The organism is Streptomyces paludis, assembly GCF_003344965.1.
In the GTDB taxonomy this organism is placed as follows: domain Bacteria; phylum Actinomycetota; class Actinomycetes; order Streptomycetales; family Streptomycetaceae; genus Streptomyces; species Streptomyces paludis.
The window spans coordinates 6569792-6587917 of sequence record NZ_CP031194.1; the positions used below are offsets into that span (position 1 = coordinate 6569792).

Genomic DNA, 18126 nt, shown 5'->3' on the forward strand with positions numbered 1-18126 from the left:
GGGCACCACCGCCCCTTCCCGGTCACCCGTCCGTCAAGTGGGCTGCGGGAGAAGGGAGTTGCGGGCGCGGGAGCGCGCGTCGCATACAGACGCGCGGCCACCGGTCGAGTCCGTCCCCGCTCTCCGTGCGGCGGATCTCCCGCAGCCCGTCGGTGAGTTCACCGTCCGCGAGCACCCGGAAGCCGAGCCGCTCGTAGTACGGCGCGTTCCACGGCACCTCGGCGAAGGTGGTCAGGGTGAGGGCGTCCAGCCCCGCGCGCACGGAACGCTCGGCGAGATGCTCGATCAGCGCGCGCCCGAGGCCGCGCCGGGCCATGTCCGGATGGACGGAGACCTGTTCGATGTGCGCGGCGCCGTCCACCGTGTCGTGGAGGAGGTACGCGACGGGCCGGCCGGTGCCGTCGTCCGTCACCCATGCGCGGCCCACGGCGCGGTACCGCTCCAGCAGATCGAGGCCGGGCGGCTCGTCATCCGCGATCGCGGCCATTCCGAGCGCGCGGAAGGGCCGGCCGGCCGCTCTTTCGATGTCCTGGAGGACGGGGAGTTCGGCGGGGACCGCGGGGCGTATCGGCATGGGGACAGTGTGACGGGCGGACGGGTGGGCGGGCACACCTTTTCGCCGGGTGCGCGCGGCGTCAGGCACCGGTCCGCAGCAGGTCCCGCGCCGGGCCGTTGACCGGTCGCGGGGTGCCGGTGAGGTCGAGGACGAAGAGGGGGATCCCCAGTTCGTCGGCCCGGGCGCGGGCGTCCTCGGCGTATCCGGCCAGTGCGAAGTGGATGCCCGCGGCCGACGCGTTGAGGCCGTTGAGCCAGAGACACTCGACGGACCGTACGGACGCGGGGGTGGTCGTCGGGTCGACCTGCGCGACGACATCGGGGCCGCGCAGCTCCACACCGGGGTCCGTGGGGCTCCCGGGGCCGTCGGTGGCCGGGGGTTCGCCGGTGCGGACGACGCTCTTGAAGCCCAGCCAGCGCAGATAGAGCGCCGCGGTCGCCACCGCGTCGTGGGACGTACGGATCGTCATCGGCAGGAACGACGGCCGGGGAGTTTCCGGCGGCGGGAGTTGGCCGGATCCGGGGGAGTCGGGAGAGACGGGGGAGCCGGGGGAGTCCGGCGCGGCGGACGCGGTGGGCGTCGCGGTCGTCGGGGCCGGGGCGTCCGGCGGCGGCGCCGCCTCCGTACCACCGGCCGGGCGTACGGGGAGCCGTAGCACCGTGCCGCACGGGCAGCCCAGTTCGGGCCGCGGCCAGTCGCCGTCGCACCCGCAGGCCGCGCAGCGGACCGTCACCCACTCGTCGGCCCAGGCACGGCGGGTGACGGCTGCCACGGGGGCGTGCCCGAGCAGCGGCGGCACCACGGGCGCTCCGCACGGGCACGGGTAGGCCGCCGCGGTAGCGGTGTGGGAGCTGCCGCAGGAGGGACAGCACACCGAAACGCTCTCTGTCATCGCAGGTCCTCTCGTCGCCCCCATCGTCCCTCAGGGACGGGGTCGGCGGCCGGTGCTTCCCCGCGCGGCGACCTGATGACACATCACATGGCTTTTACATCAGGCAAGTTGGAGTAAACGGGCTTTGCTCATTCGTTATCGGACACACAGTCTACTGATATGTGCATGACAGACTTCTCCCGCACGCTCGCCCGTCATGACAGAAGAGAGCGCGACCCCCACAGGCGCTACCCCCACCGGCGAGACCTCCGCGCACGCGGACCCCGCCTCCCCCACCTCCCCCGTCACCCGCCGGAACGTCGTCGTCGGCGGCGCCGCACTCGCCGCCACGGCGGCGTTAGCAGCCACCGGAGTCGCCGCGGCCACCCGAGGGACGGCGAGCGGCGACGGCACCACCGGCGCGAACGGCACCACGGCCCTCGCCCCGGTCGCCGCCGCCGCGGTGTGCTCGCTCACGGCCCGGGTGACCGAGGGACCGTACTCGCTCCCGGGCGCGCTGGTGCGCGTCGACAACCGCGAGAACAAGGCGGGCTTCGAGGTCCGGTTCGTACTCACCGTGGTCGACCTCGCCAACTCCTGCGCCCCGCTCGCGGGCGCGCTGCTGGAGATCTGGCACTGCGACGCGCTCGGTGAGTACTCCGGCTTCGTCGGCAACAACGGCCACCCGGGCGCGGACAACGGCACCTTCCTGCGCGGCGCCCAGCTCACCGGCGGTGACGGTGTGGTGCGGCTGACCTCCATCTGGCCCGGCCACTACCGGGGCCGGGCCGTCCACACCCATCTGCGCGTTCACACCAATGTCACCCTCACCAACAACTCGTACACCGGCGGCAATCTCGTCCACACCGGCCAGCTCTTCTACGATCCGACCGTCAACAGCAGGATCCAGGCGCTGTCCCCGTACAGCGCCAACACCACCCCCGAGACCCAGCTGGGCAACGACTCCATCTACGACGGCGGCGGCGCGACCTCCGGGCTGATGACACTGACCGCGCTCGGCACCACCCCGTCGGCCGGCTACACCGGGACGCTGACACTGGGGGTGAACTCGCGCGCCTGAGAACGGCGCAGGCCCCACCGGGCGGCGGCGGCCCCACCCGCCGCCGCCCGTTCGGGTTCTCCTGATCCATCCGTGCAACCAAAGCGGTATCCCGCCTGTCTTCGGTGGTGTGGCCAACAAGCCACCATAAAAAGGGGGTTGTCCGCACATGAAACGCTGGGGAATCGTACTGACCGCACTCGGGCTGGCCGTCACGGCGGGGGGAGTGGCACCGACCGTCGCCGCCGCCGCGCCGAGCGCCGCCGTCGCCTGCGAGGCGGGCTGGGGCAGCCTGGACAAGGCGCTGGCCACCCACTCGGAGGAGCCGCTGACGAACGTCAGGACCGGCCGGCACGACTGCTACGACCGGATGGTCTTCGATGTGCCGGGGATGACCACGGCCAACCCCGCCGGGCACCGGGTGGGGTACGTCGACAAGATCACCCATGTCTCCGAGACACCGATCCCGGTCAGCGGCGGCGCCATCCTCGCGATCCGGATCGCCACGCCCGTGTTCCTGCCCGGCACCACCACCCCGGCGTACCCGGTGAGCGCGCTCGCCGCGCCGCTCCCCGGGGTGAACCTCACCGGCTACGAGACGTTCCGCGACGCCCGCTACGCCGGTTACTACCACGGCGAGACCACCGTCGGTCTCGGCGTCCGCGCCCGGCTGCCCTTCCGGGTGCTGACCCTGCCGGACCGGGTGGTCGTGGACGTGGCCCACACCTGGTAGCCGGTCCGGCCGCCGCCCGTACGGCCCGGCTCAGGCGTCGTCGCCCAGCCGGGCCGTCACCCACTGGTGGAAGGCGCCGATGTGGTGCTCGCTGGGCACCAGCACGCCCCCCGCCCGGTACGCGCGCGAGTCCATCCCCGGCTGTGTCCGCTCGCACGCTTCAAAGTCCTGGGCGTTGACCCGGTGGAACAGCTCCACGGACTTCGACACGTCCGCGCCCGACGCCACGACCTCGGGCGCGTACAGCCAGTCGCACTCCACGACCGTACGGTCCACCGCGAGCGGGAACATCCGGTGCACGATCACATGGTCGGGCACGAGATTGATGAAGACCTGCGGCTTCACCGTGATCGCGTAGTAGCGGCGGTCCTGGTCGTCGGAGACCTCGGGGAGCCGGCCGAAGCCCTCGCTGCCGTCCACGGTGAAGCCGCGCGCCTCCTCGGCGAACTCGGCGCCGTGCCCCACGTAGTACTGCGCGGCGAACCCCTCCGCGAACTCCGGCAGCACATCGGTGAGTTCGGGATGGATCGTGGCGCAGTGGTAGCACTCCATGAAGTTCTCGACGATCAGCTTCCAGTTGGCCCGGACGTCGTAGCTGATCCGCCGGCCCAGCGCCAGCCCTTCGGTGCGGTAGCGCTCGATCGACGCGGCGTCGCCGAGCCGCTCGACCGCCGCGCCCATGACCTGCTCCTCGAACGAGGGCGGGTCCTCGGCGAGACAGAGCCAGGCGTAGCCGAGCCACTCCCGCAGCCGCACCGGGATCAGCCCGTACGCCACCCGATCGACGTCCGGCATCTTCACCAGGTTGGGCGCCGCGACCAGCTTGCCGTCCAGGTCGTACGTCCAGGCGTGGTACGGGCACTGGAGGTTGCGCCGGACCTGCCCGGACTCCTCGGTGCACAGCCGGGCGCCCCGGTGCCGGCAGACGTTGAGGAAGGCCCGTAGCGCGCCCGTACGGGAACGGGTGACAAGCACGCTCTCCCGGCCGATCCGGACCGTACGGAACGCGCCGGGGGCGGCCAGATCGGCCGAGCGGACGGCGCAGAACCAGAGCGACTCGAAGATCCTCTCCTGCTCCCGCCGGAAGACTTCCGGGTCGGTGTAGGCGGATCCGGGGAGGGTGGGGATGAGGGAGGGGACGGGCACGGGGGACGGGGGTGTGATGGTCACGGCGGGGTGCTCCTCACGGCACGGCGGGGTGGGGGCAACTGCGGTGGCGGCAGCGGGTGGCAGTGGCGGCGGCGGTGGCAGTGGCGGGTGACCCGGGCTCTCAGCTGCGGATCCTGGTCATGCGCGGGTCGTACAGCGGCTCCTCGGCGACCGTCGCCGCGAGCCGGTCACCGAAGTAGTCGATCCGCACCCCGGTCCCGGGCGTCAGTCCGCCCGGCAGCCAGGCGTAGGCCACACAGCGCCCCACCGTGTATCCGTAGGCGGCGCTGGTGACGTATCCGGCGACCGCCCCGTCCACCCGTACGGGCTCCTTGCCCAGCACCACGGCGGCCGGGTCGTCCAGTGTCAGACAGGTCAGCCGGCGCTCCGGCCGCCCGGCCCGGTCACCGAGCGCGGCCAGCGCCGCCCGGCCGGTGAACTCGCCCTTGTCCATCCGTACGGCGAAGCCGAGACCGGCCTCGTAGGGAGTGTGTTCGGTGGTCATGTCGTGACCCCAGGCGCGGTAACCCTTCTCCAGCCGAAGGCTGTTGAAGGCGGAGCGGCCGGCCGCCACCACACCGTGCCGCTGCCCGGCCTCCCACAGCGTGTCCCAGAGCCGGGCGCCCAGATCGGCGGTGGTGTACAGCTCCCAGCCCAGCTCCCCGACGTAGCTCAGCCGCATCGCCGTCACCGGGACATAGCCGATATGGGTGCTCTTGGCGCGGAAGTAGCCGAAGCCTTGGTGCGAGAAGTCGTCCCGGGTCAGCGGTCGCACCAGCGCCCTGGCCAGTGGTCCCCAGACGCCGACACAGCAGGTGCCCGAGGTGATGTCCCTGATCTCCACCGGATCGCCCGCGTCGCGCGCGTGGCGCAGCAACCACCCCAGGTCCGCAGGCGAGTTGGCGCCGATCTGGAAGTGGTCGGGGCCCAGCCGGGCCACCGTGAGATCGGAGCGGATGCCGCCCGCCTCGTCCAGCAGGAGTGTGTAGGTGACGGCGCCGGGCTTCTTGGCGAGGTTGTTCGTCGTCATCCGCTGGAGAAAGGCGAGCGCGCCGGGCCCGGTGACCTCCAGTCGGCGCAGCGGGGTCATGTCGTACAGCGCGACGCGCTCACGGGTCGCCCGCGCCTCGGCGGCGGCGGTCGGTGACCAGTGGCGGGCCGACCAGGTGTCCCGCCCGGGCAGCGAAATGCCTTCGGTGAGCGGCGCGTTGGCCTCGTACCAGTGGGGCCGCTCCCAGCCGCCGCCCTCCAGGAAGTACGCGCCCAGCTCCCGCTGCCGGGTGTGGAAGGGGCTGGTGCGCAGCGGGCGCGGGCGTTCCATGGGCTGGAGCGGATGGATGATGTCGTACACCTCGACGAAGTTCCGCGCGCCGCGCTCCTCGACGTACGCGGGGGTGCGCTGGACGTCCTCGAAGCGGTCGGTGTCGCATTCGTGGAGGTCGGTGGCGGACCGGCCCTCGGTCATCAGCTCGGCGACGGCCCGCGCGGCCCCGGCGGAGTGGGTCACCCACACCGCCTCGGCCAGCCAGAACCCGGTCAGTTCACGGCTCTCGCCGAGCAGGGGCATCCCGTCCGGGGTGAAGGAGAAGACGCCGTTGAACCCCTCCTCGACCCGGCTCGCGGCGAGCGCCGGCAGCAGCTCGGTGGCGTCGCGCCAACTGGGCGCGAAATCCTCCTCGGTGAAGGGCAGCGAGGACGGCATCACGGGCGCGTCGTCGTACGCCGGGACGGTGAACGGGTCGACGGGCAGCGGGCGGTGGGCGTACGAACCGATGCCGATCCGGTCGGTGTGCTCCCGGAAGTAGAGGTCCCGGTCCTGGTGGCGCAGGACGGGCCGGCCCGCCTCGGCGCGGGGGCCGGCCGGCCCGTACAGCTCGGGCAGCGGGCCGGTCCGCGCGTACTGGTGGGCGAGCGGCAGCAGTGGTACGGGCACTCCCGCGAGCCGTCCGATCACCGGCCCCCAGAAGCCGGCCGCCGAGACGACATGGTCGGCGGGGAAGCCGCCCCGGTCGGTGACGACACCGGTCACCCGGCCGCCCCGAGTGTCGATCCCGGTGACGGTGTGCCGCCCCAGGAAGCGGGCGCCGCGCGCGGTGGCGCGCTCCCGCTGCGCGCGGCAGGCGAGCAGGGCGCGGGCCAGCCCGTCGCCGGGGGTGTGGAAGCCGCCGAGGACGCGTTCCTCGTTCAGCGACGGCCAGAGTTTCAGGCACTCCTGAGGGGTGATCAGCTCGCCCGGCACTCCCCAGGAGGCGGCGAAGCCCGCCCTGCGGTGGAGTTCGGCCCAGCGCTCGCCGGTGGTGGCGACCTCCAGACCGCCGACCGGGTGGAAGCAGGAGACCCCGTCCACGGAGAGCGATCCCAGCTTCTCCACGGTGTACTGGGCGAACGCGGTCAGTGTTCTGGAGGGGCTGGTACGGAAGACCAGCCCGGGGGCGTGCGAGGTGGAACCGCCGGGCGCGTCCAGCGGACCCTGGTCGAGGACGGTGACATCGGTCCAGCCGCGCGCGGTGAGTTCGTCGGCCAGCGAGCAGCCGACGATTCCGGCACCGATGATGACAACGCGGGGAACGGCGCGGGGAACGACACGGTGCGTTGCGCGGGGATCAACGCCGGCGATTTCTCTGCGACTCGCGGACATACCACTCCTCGTTCGGACCGAAGGGGCACCAGGGCTGAGCGTTCAGGGCGTGACCACGGAGCGCGGCGCGTCGCCGCCGTCGCCCGCGCGCATCCGGGCGAGGGCGTCCTCCACCTCGTGCAGCGAGAGGGTCTCGGAGACGAGGGCGCCCAGGTCGAACTTGCCGCGCAGATAGAGGTCGACGAGCACCGGGAAGTCGCGGCTGGGCAGCGCGTCCCCGTACCAGGAGGAGGTGAGCGACCCGCCGCGCGAGAACACCTCCAGCAGCGGCAGGGTGACCGTGGCGCCCGGGTCCGGCACCCCGGCCAGCACCAGCACCCCCGCGAGATCCCGCATGGCGAAGCCCTGCCGGTAGGTCTCCGGCCGGCCCACCGCGTCGATCACCGCGTCCGCCCCGCACCCGCCGGTGAGTTCACGGACGGCCAGGACCGGGTCCGTACCGAGGGAGTTGACGGTGTGGGTGGCGCCGAAGCGGAGCGCGCCGTCGAGCCGGGTGTCGTCGGTGTCGACGGCGATGATCCGCCGGGCCCCGGCGAGCGAGGCCCCGGCGATGGCCGCGCCGCCCACCCCGCCGCAGCCGATCACGGCGACGGTGTCGCCGCCGCGCACCCCCGCGGTGTGCACGGCCGCGCCGTACCCCGTCATCACCCCGCAGCCGATCAGCCCGGCGGCCTCGGGCCGGGCGGCGGGGTCGACCTTCACGGCCTGCCCGGCGGCGACCAGGGTCAGTTCGGCGAAGCCGCCGATACCGAGGGCGGCGGTGAGCGGGGTGCCGTCGAGCAGGGTCATGGACCGCTGGGCGCCCCGGCTGTCGAAGCAGTACCACGGACGGCCCCGGCGGCAGGAGCGGCACCGGCCGCAGGGCGCCCGCCAGGCCAGCACGACGGAGTCGCCGGGGACAAGACCGGTGACCCCCTCGCCCACGGACTCGACGGTGCCGGCGGCCTCGTGCCCGAGCAGATAGGGGAACCCGTCGCCGCCGCCGACCGCGCCCTCCCGGTAGCGCAGATCGGTGCGGCATACCCCGCAGGACTGGACGGAGACCAGCACCTCACCGGGGCCCGGGTCCGGGACCAGGATCGTCGTCACCTCGACGGGTGCGTCCTTCTTCATCGCGACAACCGCGCGGACCTCGTGTGACACGGCCTGACTCCTCCGCGGTAGCCCTGCGTAGCCCAGCACAGCACCCACACACCCACAGACCACATGCCCTGTTGCGTATCGCACTATCGATTGCGCGATGAGAGACATCTTGGGAACGGGCCGACGCAGCGTCAAGAGCGCCGAGTTAACCTCCGGTAAAAGGGCGGTGGGTACGCGGGGCGCGCCGGGTGCGTGGGATGCGCCGGGGCGGGCCGGGCGGGGGCCGGCCGCCGGGGCCGCCTTCGCCGAATGGCCCGCCGGGAAACCCGACGGGCCATCAACAAGAATTCAATCAATAGAGCATGGGCTGGAATTGGTTATTCACGACCAGCTGGACGGATTTATGAAAGGGTGTCCGAATTTACCGTACGGTTACTTCCAGTTCCAGGAGACCGCGTTGTAGGTTCCCGAAGTGTTCACGGTGATGCTCTTGTTGCTGTCGTAACTGAAACCGGCGAAGGTGTACGACGTGTTGTTGGACACGTTGATTGCGATGAGGCTGACGGTCTCGTTGCTCTTTCCGGTCCTCGTGGTGTGGGAGCAGACCCCGCGCGGGGGTACTTCGGGAGTTGTCTTGCCGTCGGAGAATTTCGCGGACACCCAGAAGCCCGAGGTGGACGAGTTGCAGAGGGTGAAGGTGCTGGTGGCGGCCTGGGCGTTGGCAGCCGTGCCCATCATGGTGGCCGTGGCGGCAATCGTGATGGCTGCCGTACGGATCGACCACGTCTTGAGAGCAATTTTAGGCAAGGCTGTTTTCTCCTCCGTGCGTACGCAGCAGGACCGGCTGCGAGAAAAAGGGATATTCCCGACCGTCAACAGGACTGACAACAGGACTGTCAACGGGGCTCGGGATTCGTACGGCCCAAGCGTGCCACTTCCGCCACTGGTATCGCAAGCACCAATATCCACTGGGGAGTTGGCCGAATCGCACGGCCCGAAGACAGGCCCGCGAGCGGCCCGTCCGGGCGAGCGAAGCGGCTCAAGTCATGGCTCACGTCGTGTTTCGATCCGGTGGAACAGAGAAATGCTTCACAAGGCGTACCCCATACGCCGCGACAGCTCCGCCGCCGCCCCGAGTGTGCGTTCCGCCAGGACGGGCAGCCGCTCCTCGCCCAGCCGGTACGCCGGACCCGAGACGCTGATCGTGCCGATCACCGACCCGTCGTGCGCCCGTACCGGCGCGGCCACCGCGTTCAGCCCGATCTCCAGCTCCTCCACCGTGCAGGCGTAGCCGCGCTCCACGGCCAGCTGCAACTGCGCGCGCAGCTCACCTATGTCGGTCACCGTCCGCTGGGTGAAGCGCGCCAACTTCCTTGCCAGTACGTGCTCCTGGCCGGAGGGCGGCAGATGGGCCAGCAGGATCTTGCCGCTGGACGTGGCGTGCAACGGGGTGCGCCGGCCCAGCCAGTTGTGCGCGGTGACCGAGGCGGCGCCGCGCGCCTGCATGATGTTGACCGCCGCGTCGTCGTCCAGCACCGCGATATTGACCGTCTCGCCCACCTCGTCGGCGAGTTCCCGGCAGAGCGGCGCGCTCTCCTGCGAGATGTCGAGCCGTACGGCGGCGGCGCCCGCGAGCCGCAACACCCCCGCGCCCAGGTAGTACTTGCCGCGCTCCTTCGCCTGCCCGACCAGCCCGCGGTTCTCCAGCACCCCGAGCAGCCGGAACGCGGTCGACTTGTGGACGCCCAGCTCATCGGCGATCCCGGTGACGCCCACCTCGCCGTGGCGGGCGAGGATCTCCAGCACACTCACCGCGCGGTCGACGGACTGCACCGCGCTCGCGGCGCCCCTGGGCTGCGCCTTTGACTCGTCGTCCGCCGCGGCGACGCCGTCCTTCCGCTGATTCCCGTGCGCCCTGCCCGTTCTGCCGGCCTTCTCGGTTCTGTTGGTCATCGGGTCTCTCTCACCCACCTGGCGGCCTGGTCCCGGCCGTCGTCGTCGGGGGAGGTCTTGACGAGTCAGCCCCCCATTGCCGATTCTGTTGCGCATCACGCTCCCTGTACGCGCGATACGGAACACCGATATGGAACACAAGGATACCGATGAGTGAGAGGGGGGCCAGTGATCCCCGTCTGCCGCCTTGAGGACCTCCCCGAGGGCGAGGCCGTACGCATCGACACCACCCAGCCACCGATCGCCGTCTTCCACGCCGAGGGCGCGCTCTACGCCATCGACGACACCTGCACCCACCAGGACGCCTCCCTCGCGGAGGGCTGGCTGGAGGGCTGTCTGGTCGAATGCCCGCTCCACGCCGCTTCATTCGATCTCCGTACGGGGCGGCCGACCTGTCTGCCGGCGCGCCGTCCCGTGCGCGTCCACCGGGTCACCGTCGACGACGGCATCATCCATGTGCACCCGGCCGCCGAGGAGGACGCCGCGTGAGCGGCACCGGCGCAGCCCCGGGCGGTGGTGCCGTCACCCTGTCGACGGTCACCGTGGTCGGCGCCTCGCTCGCCGGGCTGTACGCGGCGCGGGCGCTGCGCGGCCAGGGGTACGCGGGCCGGCTCGTCATCGTCGGCGACGAGCCCCATCGCCCGTACGACCGGCCGCCGTTGTCGAAGGGCTTCCTCACCGGCGCCGCCGACCGGGCCGCGCTGGAGCTGGCCGACCCGGAGGAGGAGCGCGCACTCGACGCGACCTGGCTCCTCGGCGTACGGGCGACCGGGCTGGACCCGGGCGGGCGCGCGGTGCGGCTCGCCGACGGCCGGGAGCTGCGTACGGACGCGGTGGTGATCGCCACCGGCGCGACTCCTCGCACCCTGGGCGGAGTTGACCTCGCCGGTGTCCACACCCTGCGCACCCTGGACGACGCCGAGGCGCTGCGCGCGGACCTGTCCGGCGGGCCGGTGCGGGTGGTGGTGATCGGCGCGGGCTTCATCGGCGCCGAAGTCGCCTCCTCCTGCCGCTCCTTGGGCCACGAGGTGACCGTCGTGGAGGCCGCGGCCGTACCGCTGGTCCCGCAACTCGGCCCGGAGATGGGGGCGTTCTGCGCCGGACTGCACGCCGCGCACGGCACGGCACTCCTCGCGGGTACCGGCGTGACCGCCTTCCACGGCACGGCCGGCCGGGTGCGCGGGGTGGAGCTGACGGACGGCCGGGTGCTGCCGGCCGAGGTCGTCGTGGTCGGCGTCGGGGTCCGCCCCCGTACCGGCTGGCTGGCGGGCAGCGGGCTGCCGCTCGACGACGGCGTACGGTGCGACGCGGGCGGCGCGACCCCGCTGCCGAACGTGGTGGCGGTGGGCGATGTCGCCCGCCTCGACGGCCACCGCGCCGAGCACTGGACCAGCGCCGCCGAACAGCCCGCCGTCGCGGTCCGCAACCTGCTGGCGGGCCGTACGGTCGCGACGGGCACCGGCCTGCCGTACTTCTGGTCCGACCAGTACGGCGTACGGCTCCAGTTCGCGGGGCGCACCCGGTCGGGCGACACGGTCCGGATCGTCGACGGCGCGCTGACGGAGGGCGCTTTCGCGGCGGGCGACGGCTTCCTGGCCGTCTACGAACGCGCGGGCCGCCCGGTCGCGGCCCTCGCCGCCAACCGGCCGCGCCCCTTCACCCGGCTCCGCCGCGAGCTGGCCCGTACGGTACGCGGTGATCCCGCGGACGGAGCGGACCGGGCGGACCGGGCGGACGGGGCGGACCGGGCGAGGGCGGTCCGTTAAGGTCGGGTGACGGTGGACGGGGCGGTCCGGCGGTGGCGCGCCCCGCGATGGAGGCACAGTGCGACTGAGAGTCGAGTTCACGACCGAACCCTTCGACCTCGACGAGGCGCCCGCGCACGCGGTGGTCGCCCGGGAGGTCATCCGGGGGGCCGAGCTGGACGCCGTCGACGTCGGCCCGTTCGGCAATACGGCGGAGGGCGGCGCGGACGCGGTGCTCGCCGCGGTGGGCGCGATGCTGCGGGAGACGCTGGCGGTCGGCGCCACCCGGATCTCGCTCCAGGTCAATGTGATCGAGGACGACGGGGACAAGGCTGTCGATACCGGTAGCGGCGTCGGCGGTGCCCGGTGACCGTACCGCTGGAGCACCCCTTCGTCGTGGCCGTGAAGCCGCTCGTCGACGCCATGGGCGGCGAGCTGCTGGCCCCGGCCGCCGCCGAGCCCGACGATGTCGTGCTGACCTGGGAGGGCGAGGAGCTGCTCGCCGTACGGCTGCCGCAGCTCTCGGAGTCCCTCGACCACATCCTGGCGGCCCTGGAACGCCGCTACGGCAGGCCGCTCGCCGAACTGGACCGCCGCACCAAGCAGTCGGTCGTCCAGGGGCTGGAGGCGCGCGGCGCGTTCTCCGTACGGCACGGTGTCGAGACGGTGGCGAGCGCCCTGGGGGTCAGCCGCTTCACCGTCTACAACTACATCAACTACGCCAACGAGCAGCGCGCCAGGTCCCTGGACGGCGACACCACCACCGGCTGAGAGCCGGGCACCGGCTGACAGCGCCTCACCGGCCCCGAACGCGGAAACACCTCGCGCGGCCGGCATCCTCGGAGGAGGGGCGCCGGCCGCGCGAGGCGGTCTTCAGTCTGTGCGGTGCGGCCCGGTCAGGCGCCCGTGACGGCCTTGCGGCGACGGGTCATGATCACGACCGCGCCACCGGCGGCCAGCAGCACGGCCGCGCCCGCGGCGATCGGGACGACATTGCCGCCACCGGTCTCCGCCAGGTCACCGCCGCCACCGGTACCACCGGTGGATGCCTCGGTCGGCGTGTTGGGCGGCGTCGAGGACGCCTCGTCGGTCGGCTCGGACGCGGTGGGCGTCGGCTCCGACGTGGCCGGGGTGGGCTCGCTCGTGGAGGGCTCCGGGCTCTCCGGAGTCGACTCCTCGGGCGTGGGCGGCTCGGACGGCTCCTCGGTCGAAGGAGTCTCCGCGGCCGGCGGCGGCTCCTCGGACGGCGTCTCGGTGGAGGGCTCCGGCGCGGGCGGGATCTCCTGCGTCGTGCAGTTCTTCGTACCGCCGTTCCAGGCGGCGATCAGCTTGTCCTTGATGACCGGACGGCTGGGCCCGATCGGCAGGTCGCCGTGCTCGAAGCCGTCGTTCGCGTCCTTGAGACCGTCGTACTTGATCTTGCCCCGGTAGAGGTCGACCTGCGCGTAGCAGCCGACGTCGGGGAAGGCCACGTCGAGCGTGTCCTGGCCGCCGTGCTTGATCTCGACGCTGTCGAAGTCGTGGAAGACCTGCTCACCGGAGGTGTTCCAGGTGGGGCCGTGGGTACGGTACGAGGCGAGCGACACCGTGCACTTCGCGGAGTCGGACGCGGTGCGGACCTTGACGTGGACCTTGCCGTCGTCGGCCGGCTTGAGATTGATGTCGTCGACCTTGATCTGGGAGTACCAGTCACGGCCGTCCAGGGAGAACTCGCACTTGTCGGTCGTGGTGACCGGGGTGACCGGCGTACCGGCACCCGTACCGGGCTTGTAACCCCCGTGGTTGCCCTTGTCCCAGCCCTTGCCGCCGGGGCAGTCGCCCGCCCAGGCGGAGCCCGCCGCGGCGGTGGTGAAGGCCAGGGCGGCAGCGCCGATCCCGAGCAGACGCAACGCCGTGACACGTCTCGATATGGCCATGCGTTTCCCATCTTTGCTGTGCCCGGTCCGTTCCGCGCCTGGTGTGCGACACAGATCGCACAACTCGACGCCGCCCGCCGCGCGCTGGTAACGGGGCAGGCCGAACAGGGCCGGGCTGAAGTGATTGGTTGCGCGCCGGGCGGTTGGGCCCTCGGCGGCATGACGCATCGTGCTGGCGGCGCCACCCCCATGTCAATCTGCCACGGTGGCTGGAAATGGATGCTCCATCAGGTGGGGCAGATCCCGCATACGGGCGTGTGCGGTCCACATGGGAGACCGTGACGACATCGGCCACTATGTCCACTCTCTCTCCGCGTGCCACCCACTCCCCATCCACACTCTCCACATCTGCATCACAACCGGTTGGACAGGCTCCGCTCGGCCCGGCGGGTGCGGCGGCGGGCCGTTCCGGACGGCCGGTCCCGCGTGGCCCGCTCCGGGCCGGCACCCGCCCCGTACGCCGCCGGGGGTGGCGTCGGCCGGGGGGCTCACGCCGGCCGCCGCCCTCGCGCCCGGCCTGGTGACGCCGCAGGTCAGGCGCTTGGCGGTGTCGTGCGGGCGAGTCGGGAGGAGGTGCCGCGCGGGGCGCGGTCCGGACCCCCGGTCGCGGGCGGCGGGAGCGTCGCGCGCCGCCGGTCCGGGCCGCGCCGGGCGGTCGTACGGCCGTACGGGGCGCCCGGGTCGGCCTCGCGCGGGGGTACTGGCCAGTACGGTTCGGCCGGGTGCGGGTGACGATGTGCCGCGCGACGGCGGTCGGCGGCGCCGAGCCCCATGATCAACGCGATGCCCGAAGGTTGCGGTGAAGTCCAGCCGAGTGGCGAGGGGTTGTGGTCTTACCGCATTCGGGAAGGTGTCCGGGGCCGGACCCGGGCCCCGACTCCGTGCCGGGCCGGGGAAGGCCGGGGCGGGCCAGGGAATTCAACAAACTGTTGACGTCGTGTCGCGCAGGGCGTTAGCTAAGGCACAGCCCCGCCCAGCGCAACCACGGAGGCTCCCGTGCCGTCGCCACCCTCTGATACGTCCGCCCCGCGCGATTCGCTCACCCCGCGGCCGGGTCTGGCCCGTCTCAACGCGGCCCCCGACGACGAGGCCCTGGCCGCGCTGCGCGAGGTGTGCGCCAGCACGGCGTGGGCGCACGCGCTGCTCGCCCGCCGCCCGTACGCCACGGCGGACGACCTCCTCGCCGCGGGTGACTCCGCGACGGGCGAGCTGGACGGCGCGGATCTCGACGAGGCCATGGCCGGGCATCCGCCGATCGGCCGCCCCCGGCCCGGCGACCCGGCCTCCGCCCGCGAGCAGCGCGGGATGGCGGACGCGTCCGACGCGCTCAGGGCCGAGATGCTCGATCTGAACCTCGCCTACCAGGAGCGGTTCGGGCATGTCTTCCTGATCTGTGCCACGGGCGCGAGCGCCGAGGACATGCGCGACGCGCTGCGCACTCGCCTCGGCCACCCGCCCGAGCGGGAGCGGGAGATCGCGCGCGCCGAACTCGGCAGGATCAACCGCATCCGGCTGGCGCGTCTCGCGACGATCGTGACGGACGGGACCGGGCACGAGCCGGAGGAGGAAGAGGCCGTGCAAGAGCCCGAGCCGCTGACGGAAGCGACCGGGCAGGAGCAGTCGGCAGCGGCCCCCGCCTCCGTCTCCACGCACATCCTCGACACCAGCCTCGGCCGCCCCGCCGCCGGTGTCCCCGTCACCCTCGCGGCCCTGGGCGAGGGCCCCGGCGCGCGCTGGACGGCTCTCGGCGGTGCGCGGACCGACGGCGACGGCCGGTGCAAGGAGCTGCCCGCGCTGCCGGCCGGCACCGTACGCGTACGCCTGGACTTCGAGACCGACCCGTATCTCACCGCCAAGAACGCCGACGGCGACGACGGCAGCGACGACGGCGGTGCGCCGTTCTTCCCGGAGGTGACGGTCGCGTTCCGCGTCCGCCCCGGCCGGCACTACCACGTACCGCTGCTCCTGAACCCGTTCGGCTACTCCGTATACCGAGGGAGCTAGAGCACCGACATGCCCACGATTCTTGGTCAGAACCAGTACGGCAAGGCGGAGACGCGTGTCGTCAAGGTCGTCCGGGACGGCGACACCCACCACCTCAAGGACCTCAGTGTCTCCGTCGCGCTCTCGGGCGACATGGACGCCGTCCACTACTCCGGCGACAACGCCAACGTCCTGCCGACCGACACCACCAAGAACACGGTGTACGCGTTCGCCAAGGAGCGCGGCGTGGAGTCGGCCGAGCACTTCGGCATCGAGCTGGCCCGGCACTTCGTGGCCAGCCAGGAGTCGATCCACCGGGCCCGTGTCCGGATCGAGGAGTACGCCTGGGAGCGGCTGGCCGGCCACTCCTTCGCCCGCAAGGGCCAGGAGACGCGCGTCGCCGAGATCACCTACGACGGCGCGCGGTGGCAGGTCGTCGCCGGGCTCAAGGACCTGACCGTACTGAACTCCACGAACTCCGAGTTCTGGGGATACGCCAAGGACCGGTACACCACGCTCCAGGAGGCGTACGACCGGATACTGGCCACCGATGTGTCGGCCAGGTGGCGCTACGGCTGGGACGGCGCCGCCGCCGACGGGTCCGCCGCCGCTGCCTCCGCCCCCGCGCCGGACTGGAACCGGTCGTACGAGGAGACCCGGCGCCACATACTCGCGGCCTTCGCCGGCACCTACTCCCGCTCGCTCCAGCAGACCCTGTACGCGATGGGCACGCGGGTCGTCGAGCACCGCGACGAGATCGAGGAGATCCGCTTCTCGCTGCCCAACAAGCACCACTTCCTCGTCGATCTGGAGCCCTTCGGGCTGACGAACGACGTCGCCGACGGAGCCGTCTACTTCGCGGCCGACCGCCCGTACGGACTGATCGAGGCCACCGTGCTGCGGGACGGGGCCGACGCGCGTATCCCGGTCGACACGACCACGCTCTGACCGTCCGACCGTCCGACCGCGAAGAAAAATCTGACCGCGAAGAAAAAGAGGAAGACCGCCATGACGGCTCCGCGCACCCCCGCGCGACCTCCCGCCCGCATCGTCATAGAGAACTGCGCCATAGCCACGGTCGACGCGCGCGACACCGAGTACGCCTCGGGCCATGTCGTCGTCGCGGACCGGCTGATCGAGTCCGTCGGCGCGGGCCCCGCCCCGGCCGGACTGGAGAACGTGGTCCGCCGGATCGACGGCACCGGCCATCTCGTGACCCCCGGACTGGTCAACACGCACCACCACTTCTACCAGTGGATCACCCGCGGACTCGCCACCGACCACCATCTCTTCGACTGGCTCGTCGCGCTCTATCCGACCTGGGCGCGGATCGACGAGCCCATGGTCCGGGCGGCGGCCGGCGGCTCGCTCGCGATGATGGCCCGCGGCGGTGTCACCACCGCCATGGACCACCACTACGTCTATCCGCGCGGCACGGGCGATCTGTCGGGCGCGATCATCGGGGCGGCGGCGGAGACGGGCGTACGGTTCACCCTGGCCCGCGGGTCCATGGACCGCGGCGCGTCGGACGGCGGGCTGCCGCCGGACTTCGCGGTCGAGTCGCTCGACGGCGCGCTGGCCGCCACCGAGGAGACCATCGACACCCACCACGACGCCTCGCCCGACGCGATGACCCAGATCGCCGTCGCGCCGTGCTCACCGTTCTCCGTCTCCACCGAACTGATGCGTCAGGGCGCGGAGCTGGCCCGGCGCAGGGGAGTGCGGCTGCACACGCACGGCAGCGAGACGGTGGAGGAGGAACAGTTCTGCAAGGAGCTGTTCGGCATGGGCCCCACCGACTACTTCGAGTCCACCGGCTGGCTCGGCTCCGATGTGTGGATGGCCCACTGCGTCCACATGAACGACTCCGACCTCGCCGCCTTCGGCCGTACAGGCACCGGCGTCGCCCACTGCCCGTCCTCCAACGCCCGCCTGGCGGCCGGGATCGCGCGCGTCCCGGACATGCTGGCGGCGGGCATCCCGGTCGGCCTCGGCGTGGACGGCACCGCCTCCAACGAGTCGGGCGAGCTGCATACCGAACTGCGCAACGCGCTGCTGGTCAACCGCCTCGGCACACACCGGGAGACGGCCCTGACCGTACGCCAGGCGCTGCGCCTCGGTACGTACGGCGGTGCCCAGGTGCTCGGCAGGGCCGACCGGATCGGTTCGATCGAGGCCGGGAAGCTCGCCGACCTGGTGCTCTGGAAAATGGACACCCTGGCCCACGCGTCCATCGCCGACCCGGTCGCCGCGCTGGTCCTGGGGGCCGCGGCGCCCATCACGCTCTCCCTGGTCAACGGCAGGACGGTGGTCGAGGAGGGCAGGCTGACGACGGTGGACGAGGACGCCCTCGCCCGGGCGACCCGGAGCGAGGCACGGCGGCTGGCACGGATCACGGCGGACGGCCGTCCGTAGGGCTCCGGCCGGACCGGGCGGGGC

The 18126-nt window shown here is 72.2% G+C and carries 17 protein-coding genes; 9 read left to right on the forward strand and 8 right to left on the reverse strand.

Annotated elements, in window-relative coordinates; genetic code table 11:
* Positions 1-22 precede the first annotated feature (22 nt).
* Both DVK44_RS29055 and DVK44_RS29060 read right to left on the reverse strand, forming a co-directional pair.
* Positions 23-574 carry a GNAT family N-acetyltransferase gene (locus tag DVK44_RS29055; protein ID WP_114663603.1) on the reverse strand — a complete coding sequence of 184 codons (552 nt, stop codon included), beginning with the start codon at positions 572-574 and terminating at the stop codon, positions 23-25.
* A gap of 61 nt (positions 575-635) precedes the next feature.
* Positions 636-1448: a hypothetical protein gene (locus tag DVK44_RS29060; protein ID WP_114663604.1), complete on the reverse strand. Its 813-nt coding sequence runs from the start codon at positions 1446-1448 to the stop codon at positions 636-638.
* 196 nt (positions 1449-1644) lie between these two features.
* Here DVK44_RS29060 and DVK44_RS29065 point away from each other — a divergent pair, with 196 nt between their 5' ends.
* Together DVK44_RS29065 and DVK44_RS29070 are read left to right on the forward strand one after the other, a co-directional pair.
* Positions 1645-2508 (forward strand): intradiol ring-cleavage dioxygenase, encoded by an 864-nt coding sequence (locus DVK44_RS29065; RefSeq protein WP_114663605.1) that lies wholly within the window; start codon positions 1645-1647, stop codon positions 2506-2508.
* Positions 2509-2656: 148 nt separating this feature from the next.
* On the forward strand, positions 2657-3220 hold the full coding sequence (locus DVK44_RS29070; protein ID WP_114663606.1) for an AMIN-like domain-containing (lipo)protein: 564 nt from the start codon (positions 2657-2659) through the stop codon (positions 3218-3220).
* Between the two features lie 30 nt (positions 3221-3250).
* Here the strand turns inward: DVK44_RS29070 and DVK44_RS29075 are convergent, their stop codons facing one another.
* The 5 genes from DVK44_RS29075 to DVK44_RS29095 all read right to left on the reverse strand — a co-directional run bounded on the left by DVK44_RS29075 (position 3251) and on the right by DVK44_RS29095 (position 9923).
* Positions 3251-4390: an aromatic ring-hydroxylating oxygenase subunit alpha gene (locus DVK44_RS29075; protein ID WP_114663607.1), complete on the reverse strand. Its 1140-nt coding sequence runs from the start codon at positions 4388-4390 to the stop codon at positions 3251-3253.
* Between the two features lie 100 nt (positions 4391-4490).
* Positions 4491-7007, reverse strand: a complete 2517-nt coding sequence (locus DVK44_RS29080) for a GcvT family protein (protein WP_114663608.1) — start codon at positions 7005-7007, stop codon at positions 4491-4493.
* Between the two features lie 42 nt (positions 7008-7049).
* Positions 7050-8150, reverse strand: coding sequence for an S-(hydroxymethyl)mycothiol dehydrogenase (locus DVK44_RS29085; RefSeq protein ID WP_114663609.1), 1101 nt, complete (start codon positions 8148-8150; stop codon positions 7050-7052).
* 372 nt (positions 8151-8522) lie between these two features.
* Positions 8523-8897 carry a hypothetical protein gene (locus tag DVK44_RS29090; RefSeq protein ID WP_162794090.1) on the reverse strand — a complete coding sequence of 125 codons (375 nt, stop codon included), beginning with the start codon at positions 8895-8897 and terminating at the stop codon, positions 8523-8525.
* 282 nt (positions 8898-9179) lie between these two features.
* Positions 9180-9923 carry an IclR family transcriptional regulator gene (locus tag DVK44_RS29095; protein WP_114665510.1) on the reverse strand — a complete coding sequence of 248 codons (744 nt, stop codon included), beginning with the start codon at positions 9921-9923 and terminating at the stop codon, positions 9180-9182.
* A 288-nt stretch (positions 9924-10211) separates the two neighbouring features.
* Here DVK44_RS29095 and DVK44_RS29100 point away from each other — a divergent pair, with 288 nt between their 5' ends.
* Genes DVK44_RS29100 through DVK44_RS29115 form a run of 4 tightly spaced genes read left to right on the forward strand, consistent with a single transcriptional unit; the run spans position 10212 to position 12559 of the window.
* Positions 10212-10532: a bifunctional 3-phenylpropionate/cinnamic acid dioxygenase ferredoxin subunit gene (locus DVK44_RS29100; RefSeq protein ID WP_114663611.1), complete on the forward strand. Its 321-nt coding sequence runs from the start codon at positions 10212-10214 to the stop codon at positions 10530-10532.
* A gap of 38 nt (positions 10533-10570) precedes the next feature.
* Positions 10571-11809, forward strand: a complete 1239-nt coding sequence (locus DVK44_RS29105) for an NAD(P)/FAD-dependent oxidoreductase (protein ID WP_114665511.1) — start codon at positions 10571-10573, stop codon at positions 11807-11809.
* 58 nt (positions 11810-11867) lie between these two features.
* Positions 11868-12158, forward strand: coding sequence for a hypothetical protein (locus tag DVK44_RS29110; protein ID WP_114663612.1), 291 nt, complete (start codon positions 11868-11870; stop codon positions 12156-12158).
* 53 nt (positions 12159-12211) lie between these two features.
* Positions 12212-12559, forward strand: coding sequence for a helix-turn-helix domain-containing protein (locus DVK44_RS29115; RefSeq protein WP_181957679.1), 348 nt, complete (start codon positions 12212-12214; stop codon positions 12557-12559).
* 125 nt (positions 12560-12684) lie between these two features.
* Here the strand turns inward: DVK44_RS29115 and DVK44_RS29120 are convergent, their stop codons facing one another.
* Positions 12685-13704: an LAETG motif-containing sortase-dependent surface protein gene (locus tag DVK44_RS29120; protein ID WP_114663614.1), complete on the reverse strand. Its 1020-nt coding sequence runs from the start codon at positions 13702-13704 to the stop codon at positions 12685-12687.
* A 996-nt stretch (positions 13705-14700) separates the two neighbouring features.
* Between DVK44_RS29120 and uraD the strand changes: the two genes are divergently transcribed.
* The 3 genes from uraD to DVK44_RS29135 are packed head-to-tail and all read left to right on the forward strand — an operon-like array spanning position 14701 to position 18102.
* Positions 14701-15708: a 2-oxo-4-hydroxy-4-carboxy-5-ureidoimidazoline decarboxylase gene (gene uraD / locus DVK44_RS29125; RefSeq protein WP_228447414.1), complete on the forward strand. Its 1008-nt coding sequence runs from the start codon at positions 14701-14703 to the stop codon at positions 15706-15708.
* Between the two features lie 9 nt (positions 15709-15717).
* The gene (gene pucL / locus DVK44_RS29130) at positions 15718-16635 is read left to right on the forward strand and encodes a factor-independent urate hydroxylase (RefSeq protein WP_114663615.1); all 918 of its coding nucleotides are present in this window, start codon (positions 15718-15720) and stop codon (positions 16633-16635) included.
* A gap of 60 nt (positions 16636-16695) precedes the next feature.
* Positions 16696-18102 carry an 8-oxoguanine deaminase gene (locus DVK44_RS29135; protein ID WP_114663616.1) on the forward strand — a complete coding sequence of 469 codons (1407 nt, stop codon included), beginning with the start codon at positions 16696-16698 and terminating at the stop codon, positions 18100-18102.
* Positions 18103-18126: the final 24 nt, after the last annotated feature.